The sequence below is a fragment of the uncultured Lacinutrix sp. genome (assembly GCF_947500325.1).
Classification (GTDB): Bacteria; Bacteroidota; Bacteroidia; order Flavobacteriales; family Flavobacteriaceae; genus Lacinutrix.
Genome location: NZ_CANMRQ010000012.1, coordinates 1 through 20377 on the forward strand (window position 1 = coordinate 1; position 20377 = coordinate 20377).

18 protein-coding genes are annotated in these 20377 nt (G+C 31.3%); 5 read left to right on the plus strand and 13 right to left on the minus strand.

Going from position 1 to position 20377, the window contains the following annotated elements:
- Positions 1–92: 92 nt before the first annotated feature.
- The 3 genes from Q0997_RS13680 to Q0997_RS13690 all read right to left on the minus strand — a co-directional run bounded on the left by Q0997_RS13680 (position 93) and on the right by Q0997_RS13690 (position 2489).
- Positions 93–1229 (minus strand): M12 family metallopeptidase, encoded by a 1137-nt coding sequence (locus tag Q0997_RS13680; protein WP_299889806.1) that lies wholly within the window; start codon positions 1227–1229, stop codon positions 93–95.
- 143 nt (positions 1230–1372) lie between these two features.
- Positions 1373–1984, minus strand: a complete 612-nt coding sequence (locus Q0997_RS13685; protein WP_299889808.1) for an FMN-binding negative transcriptional regulator — start codon at positions 1982–1984, stop codon at positions 1373–1375.
- 61 nt (positions 1985–2045) lie between these two features.
- Entirely contained in the window at positions 2046–2489 is a 444-nt protein-coding gene (locus tag Q0997_RS13690; RefSeq protein WP_299889810.1) for a DUF1569 domain-containing protein, read from the minus strand.
- Between the two features lie 112 nt (positions 2490–2601).
- Between Q0997_RS13690 and radC the strand changes: the two genes are divergently transcribed.
- The 4 genes from radC to Q0997_RS13710 are packed head-to-tail and all read left to right on the plus strand — an operon-like array spanning position 2602 to position 6163.
- Entirely contained in the window at positions 2602–3300 is a 699-nt protein-coding gene (gene radC / locus Q0997_RS13695) for a DNA repair protein RadC (RefSeq protein ID WP_299889811.1), read from the plus strand.
- A 28-nt stretch (positions 3301–3328) separates the two neighbouring features.
- Positions 3329–4630, plus strand: a complete 1302-nt coding sequence (locus tag Q0997_RS13700) for a polysaccharide deacetylase family protein (protein WP_299889814.1) — start codon at positions 3329–3331, stop codon at positions 4628–4630.
- Positions 4620–5306, plus strand: coding sequence for a YjjG family noncanonical pyrimidine nucleotidase (locus tag Q0997_RS13705; protein WP_299889815.1), 687 nt, complete (start codon positions 4620–4622; stop codon positions 5304–5306). The genes Q0997_RS13700 and Q0997_RS13705 overlap by 11 nt, the downstream gene beginning before the upstream one ends.
- Positions 5307–5320: 14 nt before the next feature.
- On the plus strand, positions 5321–6163 hold the full coding sequence (locus Q0997_RS13710; RefSeq protein ID WP_299889817.1) for a hypothetical protein: 843 nt from the start codon (positions 5321–5323) through the stop codon (positions 6161–6163).
- Here Q0997_RS13710 and Q0997_RS13715 read toward each other — a convergent pair.
- The gene (locus tag Q0997_RS13715; RefSeq protein ID WP_299889819.1) at positions 6160–7437 is read right to left on the minus strand and encodes a replication-associated recombination protein A; all 1278 of its coding nucleotides are present in this window, start codon (positions 7435–7437) and stop codon (positions 6160–6162) included. The two genes, Q0997_RS13710 and Q0997_RS13715, sit on opposite strands and share 4 nt — an antisense overlap.
- A 134-nt stretch (positions 7438–7571) precedes the next feature.
- Here Q0997_RS13715 and Q0997_RS13720 point away from each other — a divergent pair, with 134 nt between their 5' ends.
- A complete protein-coding gene (locus Q0997_RS13720; protein ID WP_299889821.1) occupies positions 7572–8303 on the plus strand; it encodes a rhomboid family intramembrane serine protease in 732 nt (243 codons plus the stop codon).
- Positions 8304–8307: 4 nt separating this feature from the next.
- Here Q0997_RS13720 and rlmB read toward each other — a convergent pair whose 3' ends face one another.
- From rlmB to Q0997_RS13765, 9 genes are all read right to left on the minus strand, one after another.
- Complete coding sequence (gene rlmB, locus Q0997_RS13725; protein WP_299889822.1) at positions 8308–9042, minus strand: 23S rRNA (guanosine(2251)-2'-O)-methyltransferase RlmB; 735 nt, start codon at positions 9040–9042, stop codon at positions 8308–8310.
- 80 nt (positions 9043–9122) lie between these two features.
- Positions 9123–10001: a hypothetical protein gene (locus Q0997_RS13730; protein ID WP_299889824.1), complete on the minus strand. Its 879-nt coding sequence runs from the start codon at positions 9999–10001 to the stop codon at positions 9123–9125.
- Between the two features lie 25 nt (positions 10002–10026).
- Positions 10027–10788 carry a hypothetical protein gene (locus Q0997_RS13735; RefSeq protein ID WP_299889826.1) on the minus strand — a complete coding sequence of 254 codons (762 nt, stop codon included), beginning with the start codon at positions 10786–10788 and terminating at the stop codon, positions 10027–10029.
- 20 nt (positions 10789–10808) lie between these two features.
- Positions 10809–12284, minus strand: a complete 1476-nt coding sequence (locus Q0997_RS13740) for a RagB/SusD family nutrient uptake outer membrane protein (RefSeq protein WP_299889828.1) — start codon at positions 12282–12284, stop codon at positions 10809–10811.
- A gap of 26 nt (positions 12285–12310) precedes the next feature.
- On the minus strand, positions 12311–15346 hold the full coding sequence (locus Q0997_RS13745; RefSeq protein WP_299889830.1) for a SusC/RagA family TonB-linked outer membrane protein: 3036 nt from the start codon (positions 15344–15346) through the stop codon (positions 12311–12313).
- 169 nt (positions 15347–15515) lie between these two features.
- Positions 15516–17147: an aryl-sulfate sulfotransferase gene (locus Q0997_RS13750; protein WP_299889832.1), complete on the minus strand. Its 1632-nt coding sequence runs from the start codon at positions 17145–17147 to the stop codon at positions 15516–15518.
- A 54-nt stretch (positions 17148–17201) separates the two neighbouring features.
- A complete protein-coding gene (locus Q0997_RS13755; protein ID WP_299889833.1) occupies positions 17202–18029 on the minus strand; it encodes a hypothetical protein in 828 nt (275 codons plus the stop codon).
- A 21-nt stretch (positions 18030–18050) separates the two neighbouring features.
- Positions 18051–18851: a hypothetical protein gene (locus tag Q0997_RS13760; RefSeq protein ID WP_299889835.1), complete on the minus strand. Its 801-nt coding sequence runs from the start codon at positions 18849–18851 to the stop codon at positions 18051–18053.
- A gap of 13 nt (positions 18852–18864) precedes the next feature.
- Positions 18865–20370, minus strand: a complete 1506-nt coding sequence (locus tag Q0997_RS13765) for a SusD/RagB family nutrient-binding outer membrane lipoprotein (protein ID WP_299889836.1) — start codon at positions 20368–20370, stop codon at positions 18865–18867.
- Positions 20371–20377 lie beyond the last annotated feature (7 nt).

Genomic DNA, 20377 nt, shown 5'->3' on the forward strand with positions numbered 1-20377 from the left:
AAATCCTGTGAAGCTAGCTTCACAGGATAGTAATTAATTATTTTATAATCTGTCAACCTATTTTAGGACGACTCATAGATATAAGATTATAATTAACCACAGGCTCCAATAAGAGACCAGCCAGTAGCTGTTCGTTCGTATAAATTTCCTTGGTAAGTAACTCTATCACCTTGTGAGTAACTTTGTGTATTAGACCAAGGGGAAACACCATCACATATATCTGAAGTTACAGCTTCACAAGGACCTAAAAGCACCCAACTAGTAGCTGTGCGTTCATATAAATTACCTTGATAGGTTACCCTATCTCCTTGCTGATAATTTTGTGAACTTGACCATGCAGAAACACCATCACAAGTATTTCCTCCACCAGTTCCTCCTCCAGGATACATGATATTAACACCTTGAATATCTCCAGTAGAAAGACCATTTCGTTGAGTATTATATGTCGATCCATTTGTTCTAACAATGGTTGGTTGTCCATTAGCAGAAAAAGCATATGAACTGTACAACATAATAGAATTAAAATCTAAAGCAGAAGTGTATTCATCTCCATCTTGACCTTGCTGTGCATAGGTTTGAAAATTAAATGCTCTTCCTTGTTGAATATTCTGAAAATTTACAGTGATATAATTATCTCTATCTATTCTACTTTGTTCGTGCCATAAACCAATAGCATGGCCAATTTCATGAATTGTACTTCCTGTAGAGCAACCACTAGCGAGTGTAATATCTTGTTTTCCTCCAATTTTTCCAACAAAAGAAGAACAACCACCACCAGGTTTAAAATAAACATAACTTGATTGATTTGTGCGCTGTACAAACTCTATCGCTGTGTTATTTTCCCAATGTGCTATAGCGTCTATTACGCGTTGTTGGTTTGGGAGATTGGGATCTATACTATAATGTACAATATTATTTGGCCATCGTCCTCCAGTACGCCCTACACTCCTATTTTCATCATTAGATGGAGTCGTAGTTAACTGGTCTAAAGCAAATACAATGTCTCCGTCTAAAACGTAAGTGTCATTTATTTTTTCTACTGTAACTTCTGTTAAACCATAATAGAGTGTATGAATAGAGCCTTCAGTATCAGGATAAGCCAATTCTGTTTTAGTCAATAAAAGTTCATCTTCGAGTTGTTGTCCATCTTGATAGATTTCATTTTTTTGGCAAGAAGCCAATAATAAAGAAACTCCAATTGAACAAAATAAGAACTGTTTAATTTTCATAATTGTTGGTTTTGTGATGAATTTGATTAAGTCATCATGATTATTAAATACCTAAAAAAATAGGTCTTATTCCTATATACGGTATACTAATCTATTTTGGTTTTTTGGGAATTTCGATAAAGAGTAACGAGTTAAGTATTGACTTATATATTTAAGACTTTATCTAAAAAGTTTTTAATGCTTTCTTGGTTTGCTCTAATAAGTTCTAATCGAGCATTTTTAATATCCTTAGGTATTTTATCTTGAGAAAGTTTAAACTTACCTTCCCAATTAGTAATCTCTATTTCAAATAATTTTATATAGTCAAGGTTTTTATCTAATCTAGGGTTATTAGGCTCTAAAACATATTTATGATCAGGTTGCTCTAAAAACGTGGTCATATCAATTAATGATTGTTTAAGTAAGTTTTTATTTTCTATAGTATTTACTTTTCCTTTTAAGTGAACTTTAATGTAGTTCCATGTTGGCAGCTGTGTAGTTGTATATATGCTAGGGGAAATGTAGCATTGCGGTCCAGAAAATATAATTGTAATATCATTATCGTTTTTTAATAATTCAGCTTGAGGATTATAAATGTCTATATGGCCAATAAGTTTCCCTTTATTATTATAAATTAGAGGAAGATGAGTAATTAAAGGAGTATTATTTTTTATCGATATAATTGTAGCTAATGGATAAGTTTTAATCACTTCAATCATGTGATTAATATTATCATCTTGATGTTTTGGTGGCGGATACATGTCTTTTATTATCAATAAAGAATTATGGGATGCAATTTTGAATTAATGAATTTCCTATTCGTGATTGATCTTAGAGCTATGCTCCAAATTGTTTTAAATGATGATCTAAATGTTTAAACTGCATTTTTGCCCATTGCTCATTAGTGAATTTTCCAAAAACTGGATGTGGTTGCCAACTTTCCTTATCTTTTTCTTTATATAATTCTTTAATTAAATTAACAAGCGCTTTTTTTTCTGTTTTAAAATCTTTGCTTTCAATAATTTTAAAAACAGGAACGGTTGGTAAGTTTTTACGATAAGGTTTATCATTATATAATGATTTTTTTACAAAAATTTTTATTAACCAATTAGGTTTTAATCCATAGTCTTTTTTTTGCAACATAATATTTAAAGGACCTTGACAATGATAAAGCATTTGACCAACATCCATTTTTCCCCACTTAGCGCTTGAGGTTTCATTAATGTTTTCTATTCTATTTAGAATAGTATTATAAGTTTCAGTTTTAAAAATAGATTCCATAATGCGGTAAAATTATATTATAAATCTACAATAATTATTTCAGTATTTTTCGGTTTTATAAACTGCTTTAATAATTGAAATTAGATATGAAAAAAAGATGTAGATTTACTAAATGAGTAAAAAGCATGCTTCATTTTCAATAAAAAACTGGTCACAAGGTGATCAGCCAAGAGAAAAGCTATTATATAAAGGAAAAAAAACGTTAAGTGATGCTGAGTTGGTGGCTATATTAATAGGCTCAGGAAATAGGGAAGAAAGTGCAGTTGCTTTGTGTAAACGTATTTTAGATAGCGCAGAAAATAATTTAAGTGAATTAGGAAAGTTATCTATTAAACAGTTAATGCAATTTAAAGGTATTGGAGAAGCTAAAGCAATTACTATTATTGCTGCATTAGAATTAGGTAGACGTAGGAGAGGAAGTGAAGCATTAGAAAGAAAACAGATAACATCTAGTACAACCGTTTTCGAATTTATGCAACCAGAAATTGGGGAGTTACCTCATGAAGAATTTTGGATTATTTATTTAAACAATTCTAATAAAGTTATTCAAAAAAAACAATTAAGTAAAGGAGGTATTGCTGGAACATTAGTCGATGTTCGTTTAGCTCTAAAAACAGCTTTAGAGCTAGGAGCTGTGAGTATAGTACTAGCACATAATCATCCATCTGGAAATTTAAAACCTAGTCGTGCAGATAAGGAATTAACTCAAAAACTAAAAACGGCTACAGAAAGTTTAGATATAAAAGTCTTAGATCACCTAATCATCACAGAAAGTACTTATTTTAGCTTTGCAGACGAAGGTATATTATAAAATTTTAATTTAGAGCTTACTTTAATTAATGTTACTTGTTTATACACATAAAATAACACCAAGAGTTAAATACATTTTTAAGCAAATATGTACTCGTATATTAGGTATGCCAGTAAGTTTTACAACTAAGGTAGAAGATTTTATAGCACATAATAACCTTAAAATATCTTATACAAGACAACCATTAAGTAATGAAATATTTATACGTTCTCATGAATTACTTTTTGAACAAGGTTTAAGCGATTTAGATATAAAAGTTAATGACTGGGAAGAAACAAAATGCTTTTTTTCTAATGGAGAACAAAGTGCATTACCATTTGATATTTTTGCAGCATCTTTTTATTTGTTAAGTAGGTACGAAGAGTATTTGCCACATGTAAAAGATGAATTTGGGCGTTTTATGGCAGAAGAAAGCCTCGCTTTTAAATATAATTTTTTAAAGCAACCTGTAGTAGATATATGGGCTTATAAATTTAAAAAATTGTTAATGTCTCGTTTCCCAGAAGCAGTATTTCCAGAGCGAACTTATACAATCTGTCCAGTTATAGATGTGCCAAACGCTTATTTATTTAAAATGAAAGGGATTATGAGAACTCTAGGTGGTTCTTTAAAAGATGTTTTTAGTCTTAAATTTAAACAATTATATAATCGATATACTGTACTTTTTGGATTAAAAAATGACCCTTATGATACATTTAAATATATTATAAATAGACAAAAAAGTAGCTCGTTTAAGTTTGTTTTTTTCTTCTTAATTGGTGATTTTTCAACCTATGATAAGAATATCAATATTCAAAAGAGAAAATTTGTTTCATTAATTAAACAAGTGGGAGATTATTGTCGTATAGGTCTTAAAACATCTTATTTTGCTATAGAAAATAAAGATATATTGAAGACTGAAAAATCTAGAATGGAAAGTATTATAAATACGTCACTTAAAGCTTCTAGACATTCGTTTTCTAAATTAAATTTACCAGAGTCATATAGAAATTTAGTCGAAATTGAAGTGCCAGAAGACTTTACAATGGGGTATATAAACCATATTGGATTTAGAGCAGGTACTTGTACTCCTTTTTTGTTTTATGATTTAGATTACGAAATTCAGACACCTCTTAAAATTAATACTTATCATGTTTTGGATTATGCCTTGTTAAAACATCAATCTTTATTAGATAAAAAGATGATGTTGCAGCAAATAATCACTGAAGTGAAAAAAGTTAATGGCACCTTTGTATCAGTATTTCATAATTATACTTTTAGCAATACAAATCCATGGGAGAACTATAAAGAATTATTTAATGTGATATTAGATTCAGCTAATGAAAAATAAAATAACAGATGTGTTTTTTGATTTAGACCACACATTGTGGGATTTTGATAAAAACTCTAGAATTACTTTTAAAATGATTTTTGAAAGCAATAAAGTCGAGATAGCATTAAATGATTTTCTTGAAATATACGAGCCTATAAATCTTAAATATTGGAAACTTTATAGAGAAGAAAAAGTTACCAAAGCAGACTTACGTTATAGAAGACTTAAAGAAACTTTTGACGCTCTTAATCTTACAGTAAAAGATGAATTAATTAATAAACTATCAGAAGATTATATAACCTACTTAACAAATTATAATTATATTTTTGATGGTACTATTGAGATTCTAGATTATTTAAAACCTAAATACAAATTACATATCATAACTAATGGGTTTCAAGAAGTACAGCAACAAAAATTAGAAAAAGCGAAAATTTCTCATTATTTTGAAACAGTTACAGATTCTGAAATGGTAGGAGTAAAAAAACCTAACCCTAAAATATTTAACTATGCATTAAGTATAGCTAATATTGATAAGTCTAATGGCATAATGATTGGAGATAATTATGAAGCAGATGTTCTAGGTGCTATTAATATAGGTTTAGATGCTATATGCTTTAATTATCATAAAGAAAATTTAGCTAGTGATATAAAAGAAATAAATCATTTATTAGAATTAAAAAAATACTTATAACAAAAAAGATAAAGATGATAAAAAGAAATATAATAATTGTGTTTGTAATGCTTATTACTATTACTGGTTTTTCTCAAAACAGTTTAAATGATTATAAGTATGTTGTGGTGCCAAATCAATACGAGTTTTTTAAAATAGCAGATAAATATCAACTTAATTCATTAAGTAAGTTTTTATTTAATAAGTATGGTTTTAAAGCTTATATGAAGGATGAAAAATTGCCAGATGATGCAGTAATAAATAAATGTTTAATATTAAATGCAGATGTTTTAGAAAAGAAAACAATGTTTAAAACTAAGCTAGCAATAGAACTTAAGAATTGCAATGGGGATATTGTTTTTACTACACCACAAGGCGAGTCTAGAAAAAAAGAATACAAGTCATCATATAATGAAGCACTCCGAAATGCTTTTAAGAATTTTTCAACTATGAATTACAAATATGTAGAAAACAAAAATGCATTTCCTTCTACTGCAGCAATTGTTGAAACAAAAGAAAGTAAAGTGGAGATAGAAAAATTAAAAGAAGAAATTAAGGAACTTAAGGCAGATAAAGTTAGTGCTGTTAAAGAATCAAATAAATCGGTAGAGGAGAAAAAGATTATAAATGATGTTGAAGTGAAACCTGAAATGATTAAAAAAAATGAACATCAATTATATGCTCAAGCTATAGATGGTGGTTTTCAATTAGTAGATAAAACACCAAAAGTTGTTTACACTATTTATTATTCTGGTAAAAAAGATGTTTTTATTGTTAAAGGTAGAGATGCTATTATTCATAAAGTTAATGGAGTATGGACAGTTTCAGAATTTAAAAATAATGAAATGGAACTTAAAGCACTAGATATTAAATTTTAATACCCATATTTTTCTTTCCACCGTACTTTTAAAAACTCACGTTGTGCATTTTCTCTAGCATTATTACCTGGTTCATATAAGATGGTATTAATAATCTCTTTTGGTAAAAATTCTTGAGCAGCAAAGTTGTGTTCATAATTATGAGAATACTTATAGTTATCCCCATAACCAATGTCCTTCATTAATTTTGTTGGTGCATTTCTAATTGATAATGGTACTGATAAATCACCAGTATCTTTTACTAATTGTTGTGCCTTTCCAATTGCCATATAGGCAGCATTACTTTTTGGTGAACATGCTAAATAAGTAGCACATTGACTTAATATTATACGAGATTCTGGATAGCCTATTGTTGATACAGCTTGAAAAGTAGTATTGGCCATTACCAGAGCTGTTGGATTTGCATTACCTATATCTTCACTAGCTAGAATTAATAATCTTCTGGCTATAAATTTTACATCTTCGCCACCTTCAACCATTCTAGCTAAATAATACACTGCTGCATTTGGATCACTACCTCGAATAGATTTTATAAATGCAGATATAATATTATAATGTTGTTCTCCAGTTTTATCATAGCGAACAGTATTATTCTGTACTTTATCTAAAACACTTTTGTTAGTAATTGTTATAGAGTCTTTAGTTTCTGAATTAACAATGAGTTCAAAAATATTAAGTAATTTTCTAGCATCTCCGCCAGAAAGCCTTAAAAGAGCATCGGTTTCTTTTAGTTTTATTTTTTTTTTAGATATATGCTCATCTTTTTCTATAGCACGCTTTAAAAGCTGTTCTAAATCCTTTTTATCAAATGCATTTAGAATATAAACCTGACAACGTGACAATAATGCTGGAATAACTTCAAAACTTGGATTTTCGGTAGTAGCACCAATTAAGGTAACCCAACCTTTTTCTACAGCTTGTAATAAAGAGTCTTGTTGTGATTTACTAAACCTATGAATTTCATCTATAAATAGAATGGGGTTTTTTGTAGTAAATAATCCACCGCTTTGTTTTGCTTTATCAATAACATCACGTACATCTTTTACTCCAGAACTAATAGCACTTAAGGTATAGAAAGGTCTGCTAGATTCATTAGCGATAATATTCGCTAGAGTCGTTTTACCAATTCCCGGTGGACCCCAAAATATCATAGATGGTATTAAACCTTGAGCTATTTGTTTGGTTAAAGAGCCATTTTTTCCAACCAGATGTGCTTGGCTAATATAATCTTCTAGAGTTTCTGGTCTAAGTCTTTCTGCTAAAGGTATATTCATAATTGTAAAATTAAATATAAATTCTCATTTAAACAGAACCCCAATAGAGTCTATTTTTTACGTTTTGATAATTTTTTACTGACATTATATCAAAAAAATATTATTGGAAAGTTAATTGCTATATTTAAAATATAATGAAAAATGATAAAGAACCTTTCAAGTTTTCTATAGATGTAATTATCTATCCCATTTTATTTGTATTATTAATATGGTTAGTTTTTGCAGTAGAAATTCGTTTTGGTTACCGTTTTAATAAGTTTGGTGTTTTTCCGAAAACACTAAAAGGATTAAGAGGTGTATTGTTTAGTCCTTTTATACATTCAGGTATTTCTCACTTATACTCTAATACTATTCCTCTATTTGTTTTGTCATCAGCATTATTCTATTTCTATAGGCCGATAGCATTTAAAGTAATTGGTTATGGTATTTTATTATCCGGATTAATTACCTGGTTAATTGGTAGACCTTCATACCATATTGGGGCTAGTGGTTTAATATATGTACTATTTAGTTTTAATTTTTTTAAAGGAATATTTGCAAAACACTACAGGTTAATTGCTTTGTCAATGTTAGTTATTTTTTTATATGGAAGTATGTTTATATATGCTTTTCCTATAGATGAGCAAATTTCATGGGAAGGTCATACAGCAGGGCTAATAACTGGTTTTTTGTTTGCTCTTATATTTAGAAAAGAAATCGCAAAACCTAAAAAGTATATTTGGGAAGAAGCGCATTTTAATGAAGAAGAAGATGAATTCTTAAAACATTTTGACGAAAACGGTAATTTTATTGAAAGTATACCTGAAGATGAATCACTAAATGAACCAACAGAAATAGTATATACGTTTAAAGAAAATAAAGATTAAGAATTTATAAACGTTGTCTTACTGCCTCATACAAGAAAGCACCACAAGCAACAGATACATTAAGAGATTCTATTGTGCCAAGTAAAGGTAATTTAGCTTTAGCATCTGCTAATTTTAATACAGAAGGATTAATACCACGACCTTCACTTCCCATAATTATTGCGCAAGGCTCTTTAAAAGAAACATCATAAACTGTATTATTTGTTTTTTCTGTAGCTGCTATTACTTTTACTCCAGACGCTTGTAAATGAAACATGGCGTCTTTAATATGGTCTACTTTACAAATAGGAACTTTAAATACAGCACCAGCACTTGTTTTAATTGTATCACCATTTACTGGAGCTCCTCCTTTTTTCTGAATAATTATGCCATCTACACCAGTACATTCAGCCGTTCTTATAATTGCACCAAAATTTCTTACATCACTTAATTGGTCTAATAATAAAAATAGAGGAGTAGTTGTATTGGCTATGGTAGTATCAATTAGGGTTTCAAAATCATGGAAAGCGATAGGTGATATTTGAGCAACTGCTCCTTGATGATTGTTTTTTGTTAGCCTATTCAATTTTTCAATTGGTACGTACGATGAATTAATACCTTTTTGACGAACAAGTGTCAATAGTTCATTAAATAAATCACCGTTGAGTCCCTTTTGTAAAAAAACTTTATCTATAGTTTCGTTTGCACTTATGGCTTCTATAATAGCTCTTAATCCAAAAATCTGTGTACTCTTTTCCATGTCGCAAAGTTAAGTAATATGTATAAAAAAAGAGGCTGAAATTCAGCCTCTTTAATATTTATAATAAATAATATTGGTTTTTAGTCACCATTACCAGTTAATACAACATCTACAGTAAATGTTCCAGTAAATAATCCCTGAGAAATATTTAATACAAAAGTATCTGTACATCCGTTATATGTACCAGTACCACCAGTAGCATAACCAGCAGCTCCAGTTACTAAAACAGATCCATCATCTTCAATTGAAATTGTAGATGGGTAAGGGAATGATCCTGGAGGAACACAACCACCACATAAAGCATTAACAAAATCAGGTCCCCAAGTACTATCTAAAGTCCACATGTTAGTTTCACCTGCAACAGGTACTAAATTAACAGTATATGGAGCAAAAGCTCCTGCAGGAACTCCTAAATCATCAGAGTAAGCATCTCCAGCATATGAAGTAGAAGGGCTTATAGGTCCAATACAAATTCTTTGTGTTGTTTTAAAGCTTTCTCCAGCAACACCAGCAGTAACTGTACTTAAACTTGTACCTGTTAACACAACGTCAAATTCCATTGGTTCTGTTAAAGCAGGTAATTGTAATAAGTTAAATGTAATGTTACCTAAGTTTGCATAATTTATTCCAGTGTTATTATCTGGACCAGACCAGCTAGTTACACCAGCAGGAACAACAGTACTAGTTCCATAAACAGTATTAGGATTTAAACCAGAAATACTTACTAAGTCATACTTTACAGTCAAATCAGAGCTAGTATTAGGTACTTGAATGTTTAAATCAAGTACGATTTCATCAGCGAAACCTTGGTTTATTTGAATTAAAGCGTCGGAGTTTTGCATAAATTGAACCCAACCTAATTCTTCTTCTACAAAAGAATTTGAACCATCGTTATCATCACAAGAAAAGAATGAAATAACAAGAGTTATAAGGAAAAATGATTTTAATATATTTTTCATAATTTGTTTAGTTTATTTAATTTTACTATTGGTTAACGCAAAATGGAGTTGCTTGAGATCCACCGAAGTTTCCTCCACCAGTTGCATGAGTGATTACTGAACAACTTAATGTATAGTCTCCTGTAATGTTTCCGTCAAATTGACCATCACCAAAAGAATCATATATAGTGAAAGTATAACAACCATCAGCTAATGTGAAATTTTCAGTTATTTGTTGACCACCTGGTATTTGAGCATAAGGTCCTCCAGACTGTACTACAGCACCTGTAGAATCTGTTATATCCCATGTTCTTTCATCAGCATATTGATCTTCATTTAATACTAACATCATATCATTACAAACAACAAATTTTAAATAACTAAACTCAGTTGAAGCAGAACCAACTACAGCAACATTGCTAGGTAAATCTAAGTTTAAAATTAAAGTTTGATTTACTAATTCTGGTAAGTTAGCAAAATTTCCAAAAGTAACATCTAAAGTTCCATCATACTCACCAGCAGGAATTGTTAATGTTCCAATAGTATAATCAGCTGGGTTTCCTGTAGATTCTGGATCCACACTTACATTATATGATCTAGCTGAAGAAGATGTTGTAGTTGCCTGTACAGTTACTGTTTTTGTAACTTCTCCATCAATAGGTACGATAGCTGAAGTAAAAGTAGTTCTAAAACCAACACCTGTTTGACCACTATTGTCATAGATGTTATTTACGTTCGCATCATCTTGCGTACATGCCATAAAGCTAAAAGCTATAAGGCATGATAATATAAATTTAAATTTTTTCATAATATTATTTTTTTTTTGAATTAATAACCTGGGTTTTGTTGAACCGCTGCATTAGCAGTCACTTCAGATAAAGGAATAGGTAATGTAAATCTGAAATCTGAATTACTTAAAGTACATCCAGCTAAAAATGAACATTCCCAAGCATCTCTATCGATAGCTCTTCCACCCATGTCACCTAAACGCTTTAAATCAACCCAACGGTGACCTTCATATAATAACTCTAAACGTCTTTCATCTAAGATAGCTCCAAATGCTTCAGTTTGATTAGCATAAGATGGTATTGGCTGTGCAGTACCTAATCTAGCATCACGTAGTTGCTTAATAAATGTAGCAGCAGCAGTGAAATTAGAAGCACTAGCAGCAGCTTCAGCACGAATTAATAACATTTCTGCAGATCTAAATACTTTTAAATCATTCATTAATGGTTGTCCATCACTACCAGGGTATTTTTGAACTAATAATACATCATCATTTAAATAATTGTTATTTCCATCGTATCCAGTATCAACAGTTGAATCACCAGCATTAAAAGCTGTTGTTAATCTAACATCAGATGTTCCATCTAAAATGTTAAATACTGCACGGCTCATTTCCATGTATGGACCACCTCCAGCTGAAGAATCGATAAAAGCAAATAAGCTTCCAGCCCATCCACCACCAGTAAGACCTTGGCCATCGAATGAATCGTTTCTATTTCTTTCTAAACTAAAGATTATTTCAGTAAAATCAGAATCATTAAACATGTTAACGTACTGAGCTTGATTTGCAATAGGGTAAGATGCTAATAAACTAGCAGCATGACCATCGGCAACAGTGTATTGACCTCTATAGGCAGCCATTCTAGCTCTTAAAGCAGTTAAGAAATCTTGACCCATGAAAGTTTGGTTTGTATTACTAGTAATTAAACCAGCAGCAGCATTTAAATCAGATTCAATCTGAGCGTAAAAATCACCATTTGTACTTCTTGGTACATCTGCAAAAATGTCTGTAGCAGGCGCAGTTACTAAAATTCCAGCTAAAGCACTGTCATCTCTATAATCTGTTGAGAAATACGTAAGTATCTGAAAGAAAGAATATGCTCTAATTGCATAAGTTTGACCTAAAATATTGTCATATGCAGTTTGATCTTCACTTGAATCAACAGAACCAGCAGCAGCAATTATTCTATTTGCAGTACCTATAGCTCCGTAATATGATAACCAAATATTAGAAACATAACCATTTCCACTATTTAAGTTAAAGTTTTGGATATTAACATTTTGTCCTCCATTATCTCTACCTCTTGTAGATTCATCAGTAAATGCAGCAGTAAAGCCGATTTCATTCGTAGTATCTAAGAAATTATAAGCACCAAGTAAGCCTGCTTGTAAATCTGCAACACTTGTAAAGGCGTTTTCTGCGCCTAGTCTTCCAGGTTGCTCAATATCAATGGCATCGTTACAGCCAAAAAGAGAAACAATCATGAAAGCTCCAATAAGTTTATATATATTTTTCATATTTTCTATTTTCTATTTTCTATTTTTTAAAATCCAAGTTCTAAACCTACAGATAAAGTTTTAGGAGTTGGGTATCCATTTTGAGATGCACCTAATGCTTCAGCATCAAAACCTCTCCACTCAGTAAACGTAATTAAGTTCTCTCCGCTTACGAATAATTTAGCAGAAGAAAAACCAACTTTGTCTAATACATTACTAGGTAATGCATATCCTAATTGTACGAATCTTAATCTTACATAATCAGAATCTCTCTGGTGTCTGTCAGATAAACCTTCATCACTTAAGTTAGTTGCATTTAAAGATGGGATATCAGTAATATCACCTGGGTTTTGCCAAGCTCTTAAGATATCTCTAGAGTGTCTAAATTGACCAATAGCAGTTGGATCAATAAATCCAGAGTAATCAAAATCATAACGCTCAACACCTATAGTATAGTTGAATTGAGTAGTAAAGAAGAAATTTTTGTAGTCCATATCTAAACCAAAACTACCTTGCCAGTCTGGATAAATATTTTGACCTGTAGCTCTTTGATCTTCTTCTTGTAAATCTTCAGTAATATTATTGTTAATATCTAAGAATAATAAGTTACCATTCGCTGGGTTTACACCTACATAAGGAGCTGCATATATTTCAGCTAATGGACCTCCAACTCTGTTTCCAAAAGGAATATCTCCACCATCACCTAAGCTAATAAACTCTTGTTTGTTGTAGTTTGTTACTCCGTTTAATGTAAGATTGAAACCACCGTCCTTTTTAGCTTTAAAAAGATCGTAGTGTAATTCAATATCAACACCTCTGTTCTCTAATTCACCTACGTTTGCTCTAATTCCAGTTGTACCACCGTTTATAGAACCTGCAATAGGAGCATTAATAAATAAATCTTCAGTATTCTTCTTGTAGAAATCAACAGAACCTCTTAATCTTCTTTTTAATAATTCAAAATCAAGACCAATGTTAGCTTGTACTACAGTTTCCCATTTTAATTCATTGTTACCAATTTGGCTTACAGCGATACCATTTTGACCACCATATTGACCACCAGTAGCAAATAAATCTCTAGTTAAATCTGGTCCAGAGAAATATGCAAATTGACCAACAGCATCTACAATTCTTTGGTTACCTGTAGTACCATAAGAACCTCTTAACTTTAATACATCAAAGAATGAGTCTTGCATAAATGATTCATTAGAAATATTCCAACGACCAGCAACAGAATAAAAAGTACCCCATCTATTAGATTGTGAGAATCTATATGATGCATCTCTTCTTACCGTAGCAGAAAAACCATATCTCTTATCATAATCATAATCAGCAAACGCATAGTAAGAGAATAAACCAGCATTCTGGATATTAGCTCTACCTGTATCTACGTAATTATCATCATTTGCATTATCATTAACAAAACCTGAACCATCACCAGGGTAAAAAGTAGCAGGATCAAAACCTAATTGTCTAAATCCAAAACTTCTTAAGTGAGCTTTAAAATATTCAGTAAATAAAGAAACCTCTAAACCATGCTTTTCATTAAAAGTTTTAGCATACGTTAAGTTTTGATTAAAGTTAAATGCTAAAGTTCTTGTAACATCTTGATCAGAGAAACCAGGAGTGTTATCTCCTGTTGCTGCAAATAATTGAGCGTTAAAAGATGTAGGAGCTTCAACTCTTAATAATTGTTCATCAGTAAAATCTGCACCAATAGAAGCACCGTAAGTTAAATCATTAGTTAACTTATAACTAGCATTCACATTTGCAATTATTTTAATTTCATCCTCACGACGAGTATAAGTATCTAATCTATCTAAAAGGAATAATGGAGTGTTAGCAAACACTACAGGTATATTTCCTCCTTGACCAGCAACATAAGCATTAGGAGATATATAAGGAACAGATTGGTTCGCACCTAATACAAAGTTACGGTTAATAGCTCCACTTCCAATTGAATTTGGCTCATTAGATTCAGAATAGTTAATAGATACTGAAGTAGCATAGTTAAACTTATCGTCACTAGACTTTCCAGAAAGATTGTTTCTAAAATTGAAACGCTTTAATGTACTCGCTCTTTTTAAGATACCTTCTGTATCGTTATATCCAAAAGATGTAAATGAGTTTACATTTTCACCACCAGAAGATAAACCTAAAGTATGACTTTGAGATAATCCAGTTCCGAAAAATACATCAAGCCAGTTAGTATCTGCTTGTCTTGCTCTAATATCTAATTCTGTATCAGATAATGTTGCACCAAATCCAGAACCAAAATCTTTTTCTAGCTGTAATTGCTCTCTAGAATTCATTAAGTTGTAATCATGGTTTTGTAATGTAGAGAAACTAGTAGTTCCAGTATAAGTAATTTTTAAACCAGAATTATAGCTACCACGTTTTGTTGTAATTTTTACAACACCATTTGCACCTCTGTTACCATAAATTGACGTTGCACCGGCATCTTTTAATACAGATAACGATTCAATATCATTAGGGTTTAAACTTCTAAAGTTATCTTCATCAACAGGTACACCATCTATAATAAATAAAGGTTCTGTGTTACCAGATAAAGAAGATACACCTCTTAAGTTAATTGTACTATTTGCTCCAGGTTGACCACTACTTGTTGTAATGTTAAGACCTGCTACTTGACCTTGTAACGTTTGTACAAACGATGCATTAGGTCTAGCTTCTATTGTAGAAGCTGTAATAGTTGTAGAGGCAATATTAGACGTTTCTTTAGTAGAAGTTCTAAATGCTTCAATTACTACTTCATCAATAGCAGTAGCATCAATAGCCATAGCAAAACTAATGTTGTTTGCAGATCCAACTGTTTTTTCAATAGTCTTATATCCTACAAACGAATAAGATAATACGTCGCCAGTATTAGCAGATATTGAATAGTTACCATCAAAATCTGTTTGTGTACCATTGCTTGTACCGCTTACAATAATATTTACTCCAGGTAACGGTAGTCCATCCTCATCGGATATTGAACCTGAAATTGTTTTTCCTTGTGCGAACGAGAGTTGCACAACAAACGCTAGTAATAGCGTTAAAATTCCACTAAACTTTGTTTTCATTTTATATTTTATTTGAATTAGTCTGTGCCAAAAATCATAATAAAAAGTTAATTAACCAACTTTTTTGTCATAATATTTCATTTAGATTTGATAAAAATGGATATAATCCACATAATTTTGAATATATCTGAGTCTTAATATTTAAAATTAGTAAGCTTGTTTTAATAAGCTATTTCTTTATTATTTTTTTTATAAACGTTTCATTGTTGTTTGTACTTATACGTGCTATATACACCCCAACTTTCATATCTTTTAGGTTAATAGATTTTTGGTTTTTAATCTCTTTTACCTTCTTACCATATATATCATATAGAGTTATTAGGTGTACTAATGATTTTGATTCAATAGTAATAAAATCCATAGTGGGATTTGGATGCACTTTAATCTTAGGAGTATTAATATAACTATAGTCATCTACACTCAATATATTACAATTGTCTATGTTTGGGTTTAACTCTATAGGGGATGAAGGGGTTAAATCACGTCCTGTAAAGGCGACATAGTCTGTTGGATATTTTGTAGCGCGAAAGACGAAATTTGCTATTGGAGTATCACCTTGCGACAAAATCCCAGTATTGGAATCGGGATTTATATATTCCCAAACTATATTATTACTTGGATCAATTTCAAAAAAATAACCAGAATCACCATCACAAATAAGTGTGTTTCCATTTTCAAGCCTTGTAGCACTTGATAGAATGGCAGAAAAAAAATTTGAAGGCGTAGGATCACTATAAATCCATTCTGCAGAGTTTGGCCCATAAGCATCGCTAGTTGTAAGGTAAAATCCTGGCGATGATGTTGGTGGATTTATAATATCTATAGAGGAATAACCTCTAGAGTTACCATTGTTAAATATAATTATTTTACCTGCATCGGTTAATCCATCTTCAATCCAATGTGGAAAGTGTTGACCAAATAAAACTCTATCTGTAGCAGATCCTCTATTGTATGCTTGTGGATTTCCCCATCGGTACAAAATATCTCCACCTTTCCCGTAAGTTCCGCCTGTATGTGCTGCTGCTTCTGCTGTAGTAGTTGAATGATCAATAATATATATTTCACTCATTAATCTTGAGCTTAGTATTATTTGATCTAAATCTTCATTGTATTGTATTGAGTTTATATGTAACCAATTAGGATTTACATTATTGTTATTTAAGAAGTTTATATTCAATAATTGTGGATTGTCTGCAACTACACCATAATTACTTTTAGCTGGATCTATGTCTTGAATAAGATGGTCTTTAAAATTCCATTCCCATATAATATTAGCTGTATTTGTTCCGGTAGGCTCTAATTCTAATATTTGTTCATTATATAATTTCGATTCGCTTATTAAATTTGGATCTCTACCTGCTTCTATAGCATCAATTTCTGTAATAGTTGTTACAGCCAGCATAAGGATGTTTCCATTTGGTAAAGGGTATATATCATGGTGTTGACTAACAAGGTTCGTTGAGTATATGTATTCCCATATTAAATCTCCATCCCAATTATATTTTTCAATTTTTCCACCAACGCCTCCAAATGAAATGTCATTATTTGCAACTCTCCCTGCTTTTAATAAGTCTCCATTTTCTAATAGATAAACAGAATTACCTGGAGGCGTATTTGTTATCCATTCATGTACTCTTTCTCCACAATTATTTATTAAATATGTACTATTTGAATTGTTTGGAGCAAATAAAGTATATCCATTATATGCATCATTTTCATTAGTTATAATACCAACTGTATTTTGAGAATATAGTAGATTTATAAGTAAACTGATTATGATTATTAAGTATTTTCTTTTCATAATAAACGAGAAAGCCACCTCAATAGAGGTGGCTTAAATTTAATTTTTAATAAATTAATTACATGTGTTTGTTCCAGATGTTATATCACCATCTATAGGTGTTGGTCCATCAGCAAACATTGTAGTACCATCTGGTGCTGTCAATATATAAGTGTTTTCAGAATCGTATCCTGGTCCACCGCCATTTCCTGCTCCAGCATTATATGTAAATGTATATTGAGCGCCATCTTCAATAAAAACATCAATAACTTGAGTTTCTAAAGTATATCCTTGTACGCCATCTAAATCTTGATTTGAATAATTACTAATATTACCATTAACATCTAATGAAATGAAACCTCCGTTCCATCCATCACCATAAGAATCAGACATTGATAATGACCATGCACAACGTTCGTTGTGAGGATTAATAGTTATAGTAAATGTATCATCAACAAGAGCTTCTGCCTTAGAAACTGAAAATAATCTTAATTGTATCGTTTCTGCAGATTCAGCTTGATTGTTTTCTGCTATAGTTATAAAGTCACTCAAAGTATAACTTGTTAAGTATGCAGGCATTTCAGCGTAATAGCCGTCACCACCAAAAAAACCACCACCTTGATCGTCAACTGTACCTAGATTAAAACTGTAATCTTCTCCTTCAACTGCAGTACCTCCCACAACTTCAACTCGAACTTGAGATATACTTCCTATAGGAAATGACAACTCGAAATCCATAGAAACATTTTCCCCTTCAGTAGCTGTTGTTGATTTTGCTGCTAAACTTAATGTTGGCTTTCCTTCTCTTACTAGTGTCTCATCTTCATTACATGATGTAATAGAAAAAGAAAAAGTTAATAGTAAAGCTATTAGAGGAAGCTTATTATATATATAATTTTTCATGATTTTTAATGTATTTAATTGTTAATTTGGCACTAAGTCAAAGCTCATATCAATTCCGGTATTGGTATTTGCAACATCACAGTCATTGACTTGAATAGTTCCATTAGCTAGTAATATTCCCGAACCAGTTACTACATTAGAGAAATCTCCAAGAGTACCAGTGAAAGTTATTGAATTATCATCATTTAAGAAGAAATCTAAAGCGAATACACCGTTGAAATTTGGTAAATTATCCATCTGATAAAGGTTGCATCCTAGAGCAATGATATTTACAGCTTCACCATCTCCATTAGATGAACCATTTATAGTATTTGCAGCTGTATATGCGCCAACTAGTGGAGGATCACATCTAGTAACATTTATTACTAATTGACCGCCAACACTATCAGGACCTGATACAGGTACCAAATTAATAACTAATTGTTTTGGTTCGTCAAAAGGGATGTTTGTTGGTATAATTTCATAACTAAATAATTCATCAGCTACTTCTCTATTTGCTGGAATAGTAAAAGTATCAGAAGTACTAGTAATATTATAGTCTGCATCTGTAAGAGTAGTAGAACTGTCTACTTCATATCTAAAAACCATGTTAGAAGAAGCATAGATACCACTATTTCCACCTGTTAATTGAACGTGTATATCTCCAGATGATTGTGTGTCAGTAATTGTCGGAGTTAATACATAAGTGTCAGTAGATCTTTCAAAACCTACAACAAATGGTGTTTCAGCAAACACTTGAGAATCAGCTTCGTCATCAACTAAACATGAAGTGTAAGTGAGTGCGATAGCTATTAATGCGAATATTAATTTGATTTTTTTCATTTTCTTTTTTTTATTAGTTAACATCCCAGAAAATCTTTGTGCTAAATGCTGTCTGAGTCGTTTGACTTGGTACATTAGCTGAATTACCAGATATTTCCGATTGAGGATATAATAGTCTATTTGGTCTAGATCCTGTTTGTTGTGTTAAAGATAAAGGAACATTAGGAAAACCGGTTCTTGTCATTTCTATCCATGCTTCTGCTCCATTGATACAGCTTAATGCTATCCATTTTTGAGCTAATATAGCTTCAATTGGGTTAGAGCTATTCCATCCTAAACCTTCAGTGTTAGCAACACTAGCTATATAACCTGCAGCAGATCCAGCTCCTAACTGGTTAAATGAAGCCGTTATTCCACTTTCAAACAGGCTTTGAGCATTACCTCCAATATTATAACCTCTTTGTGTTGCTTCAGCTTGTAAAAATAAACTCTCGGCAGCAGTCATAATAATAGCATCTCTTGAAGCATTTGCATCACTAGCAGCTTCAACACCAACACCAACTCCCATTTTACAAAGTGTAGTTCCAGCTGGAAGACTACCTAATAAAGCACCTTGTTGTATACCTACGTATAAACCAGCATCATTAGTTCTAAATAATCTTTGTAATCTACTATCTCCATTATTTTGTAGTAAATCTATTATGTATTCAGAGCCAACTGCACTTCTATTACCTCCTGTAGGAACTCCGTTAGCTTGAAAACCAAAACTTCCATAAAAAGGAGTCTGTCTTCCAGCATCATTTGCATAACCAGGATTCATTGTAGCGCTTTCTCCGGCACCTAAGAAGTCTGATGTGGTTAACCCATTTAATTCACTAGTAATATGATTTTGAGTTTCAGCATCCGTCATTAAAGATTGACGCATTAATATTCTTAATTTAATAGTGTTAGCAAATTTTTTCCACATAGTCATATTTCCTTGAAATATTATATCAGAATTAGCTACAGATTCTGCGTCAGCGGAAGCATTATCAATTAAAGAATTTGCAATGTTTATTTCAGAAACTAAATCTCTGTATATAGATTTTGCATCATCATACGCAGGCGTAATATTCTCGTTTAATTGATGTCTTTCAGAATACGGAATATCACCATATAGGTCTACTAAGTATTGAAAATAGAAGGCTCTCATAATACGAGCTATAGCTTTATGGTTGTCATAATTTTCTTCACTTTCAAAATTAATGATACTTGTGAAATTTGAAGTTCTAGTATATAGATTATCCCATATATTATCATAGAATGTACTAGTAACATTGTATCTAAATTCGTCGTTATATGGCCCAGAAAACTCTAGAACATTACCACCCCAAGCTCCACCTACAGTATTTCCAAGATTATTCATTGTAACTATAAGCGTACTACCACTTCTTGTTAAAGCTCCAGGTAATACTATATCTGGATTTGTTTGGCTGCTTAATGGGTTGTTTGGATCATTATTTATATCTAAACTTCTTTCACATGATATAAGAAACATCATTGCTAAAGTAATAGATAGTATTTTATTTATTTTTTTCATAATTTTT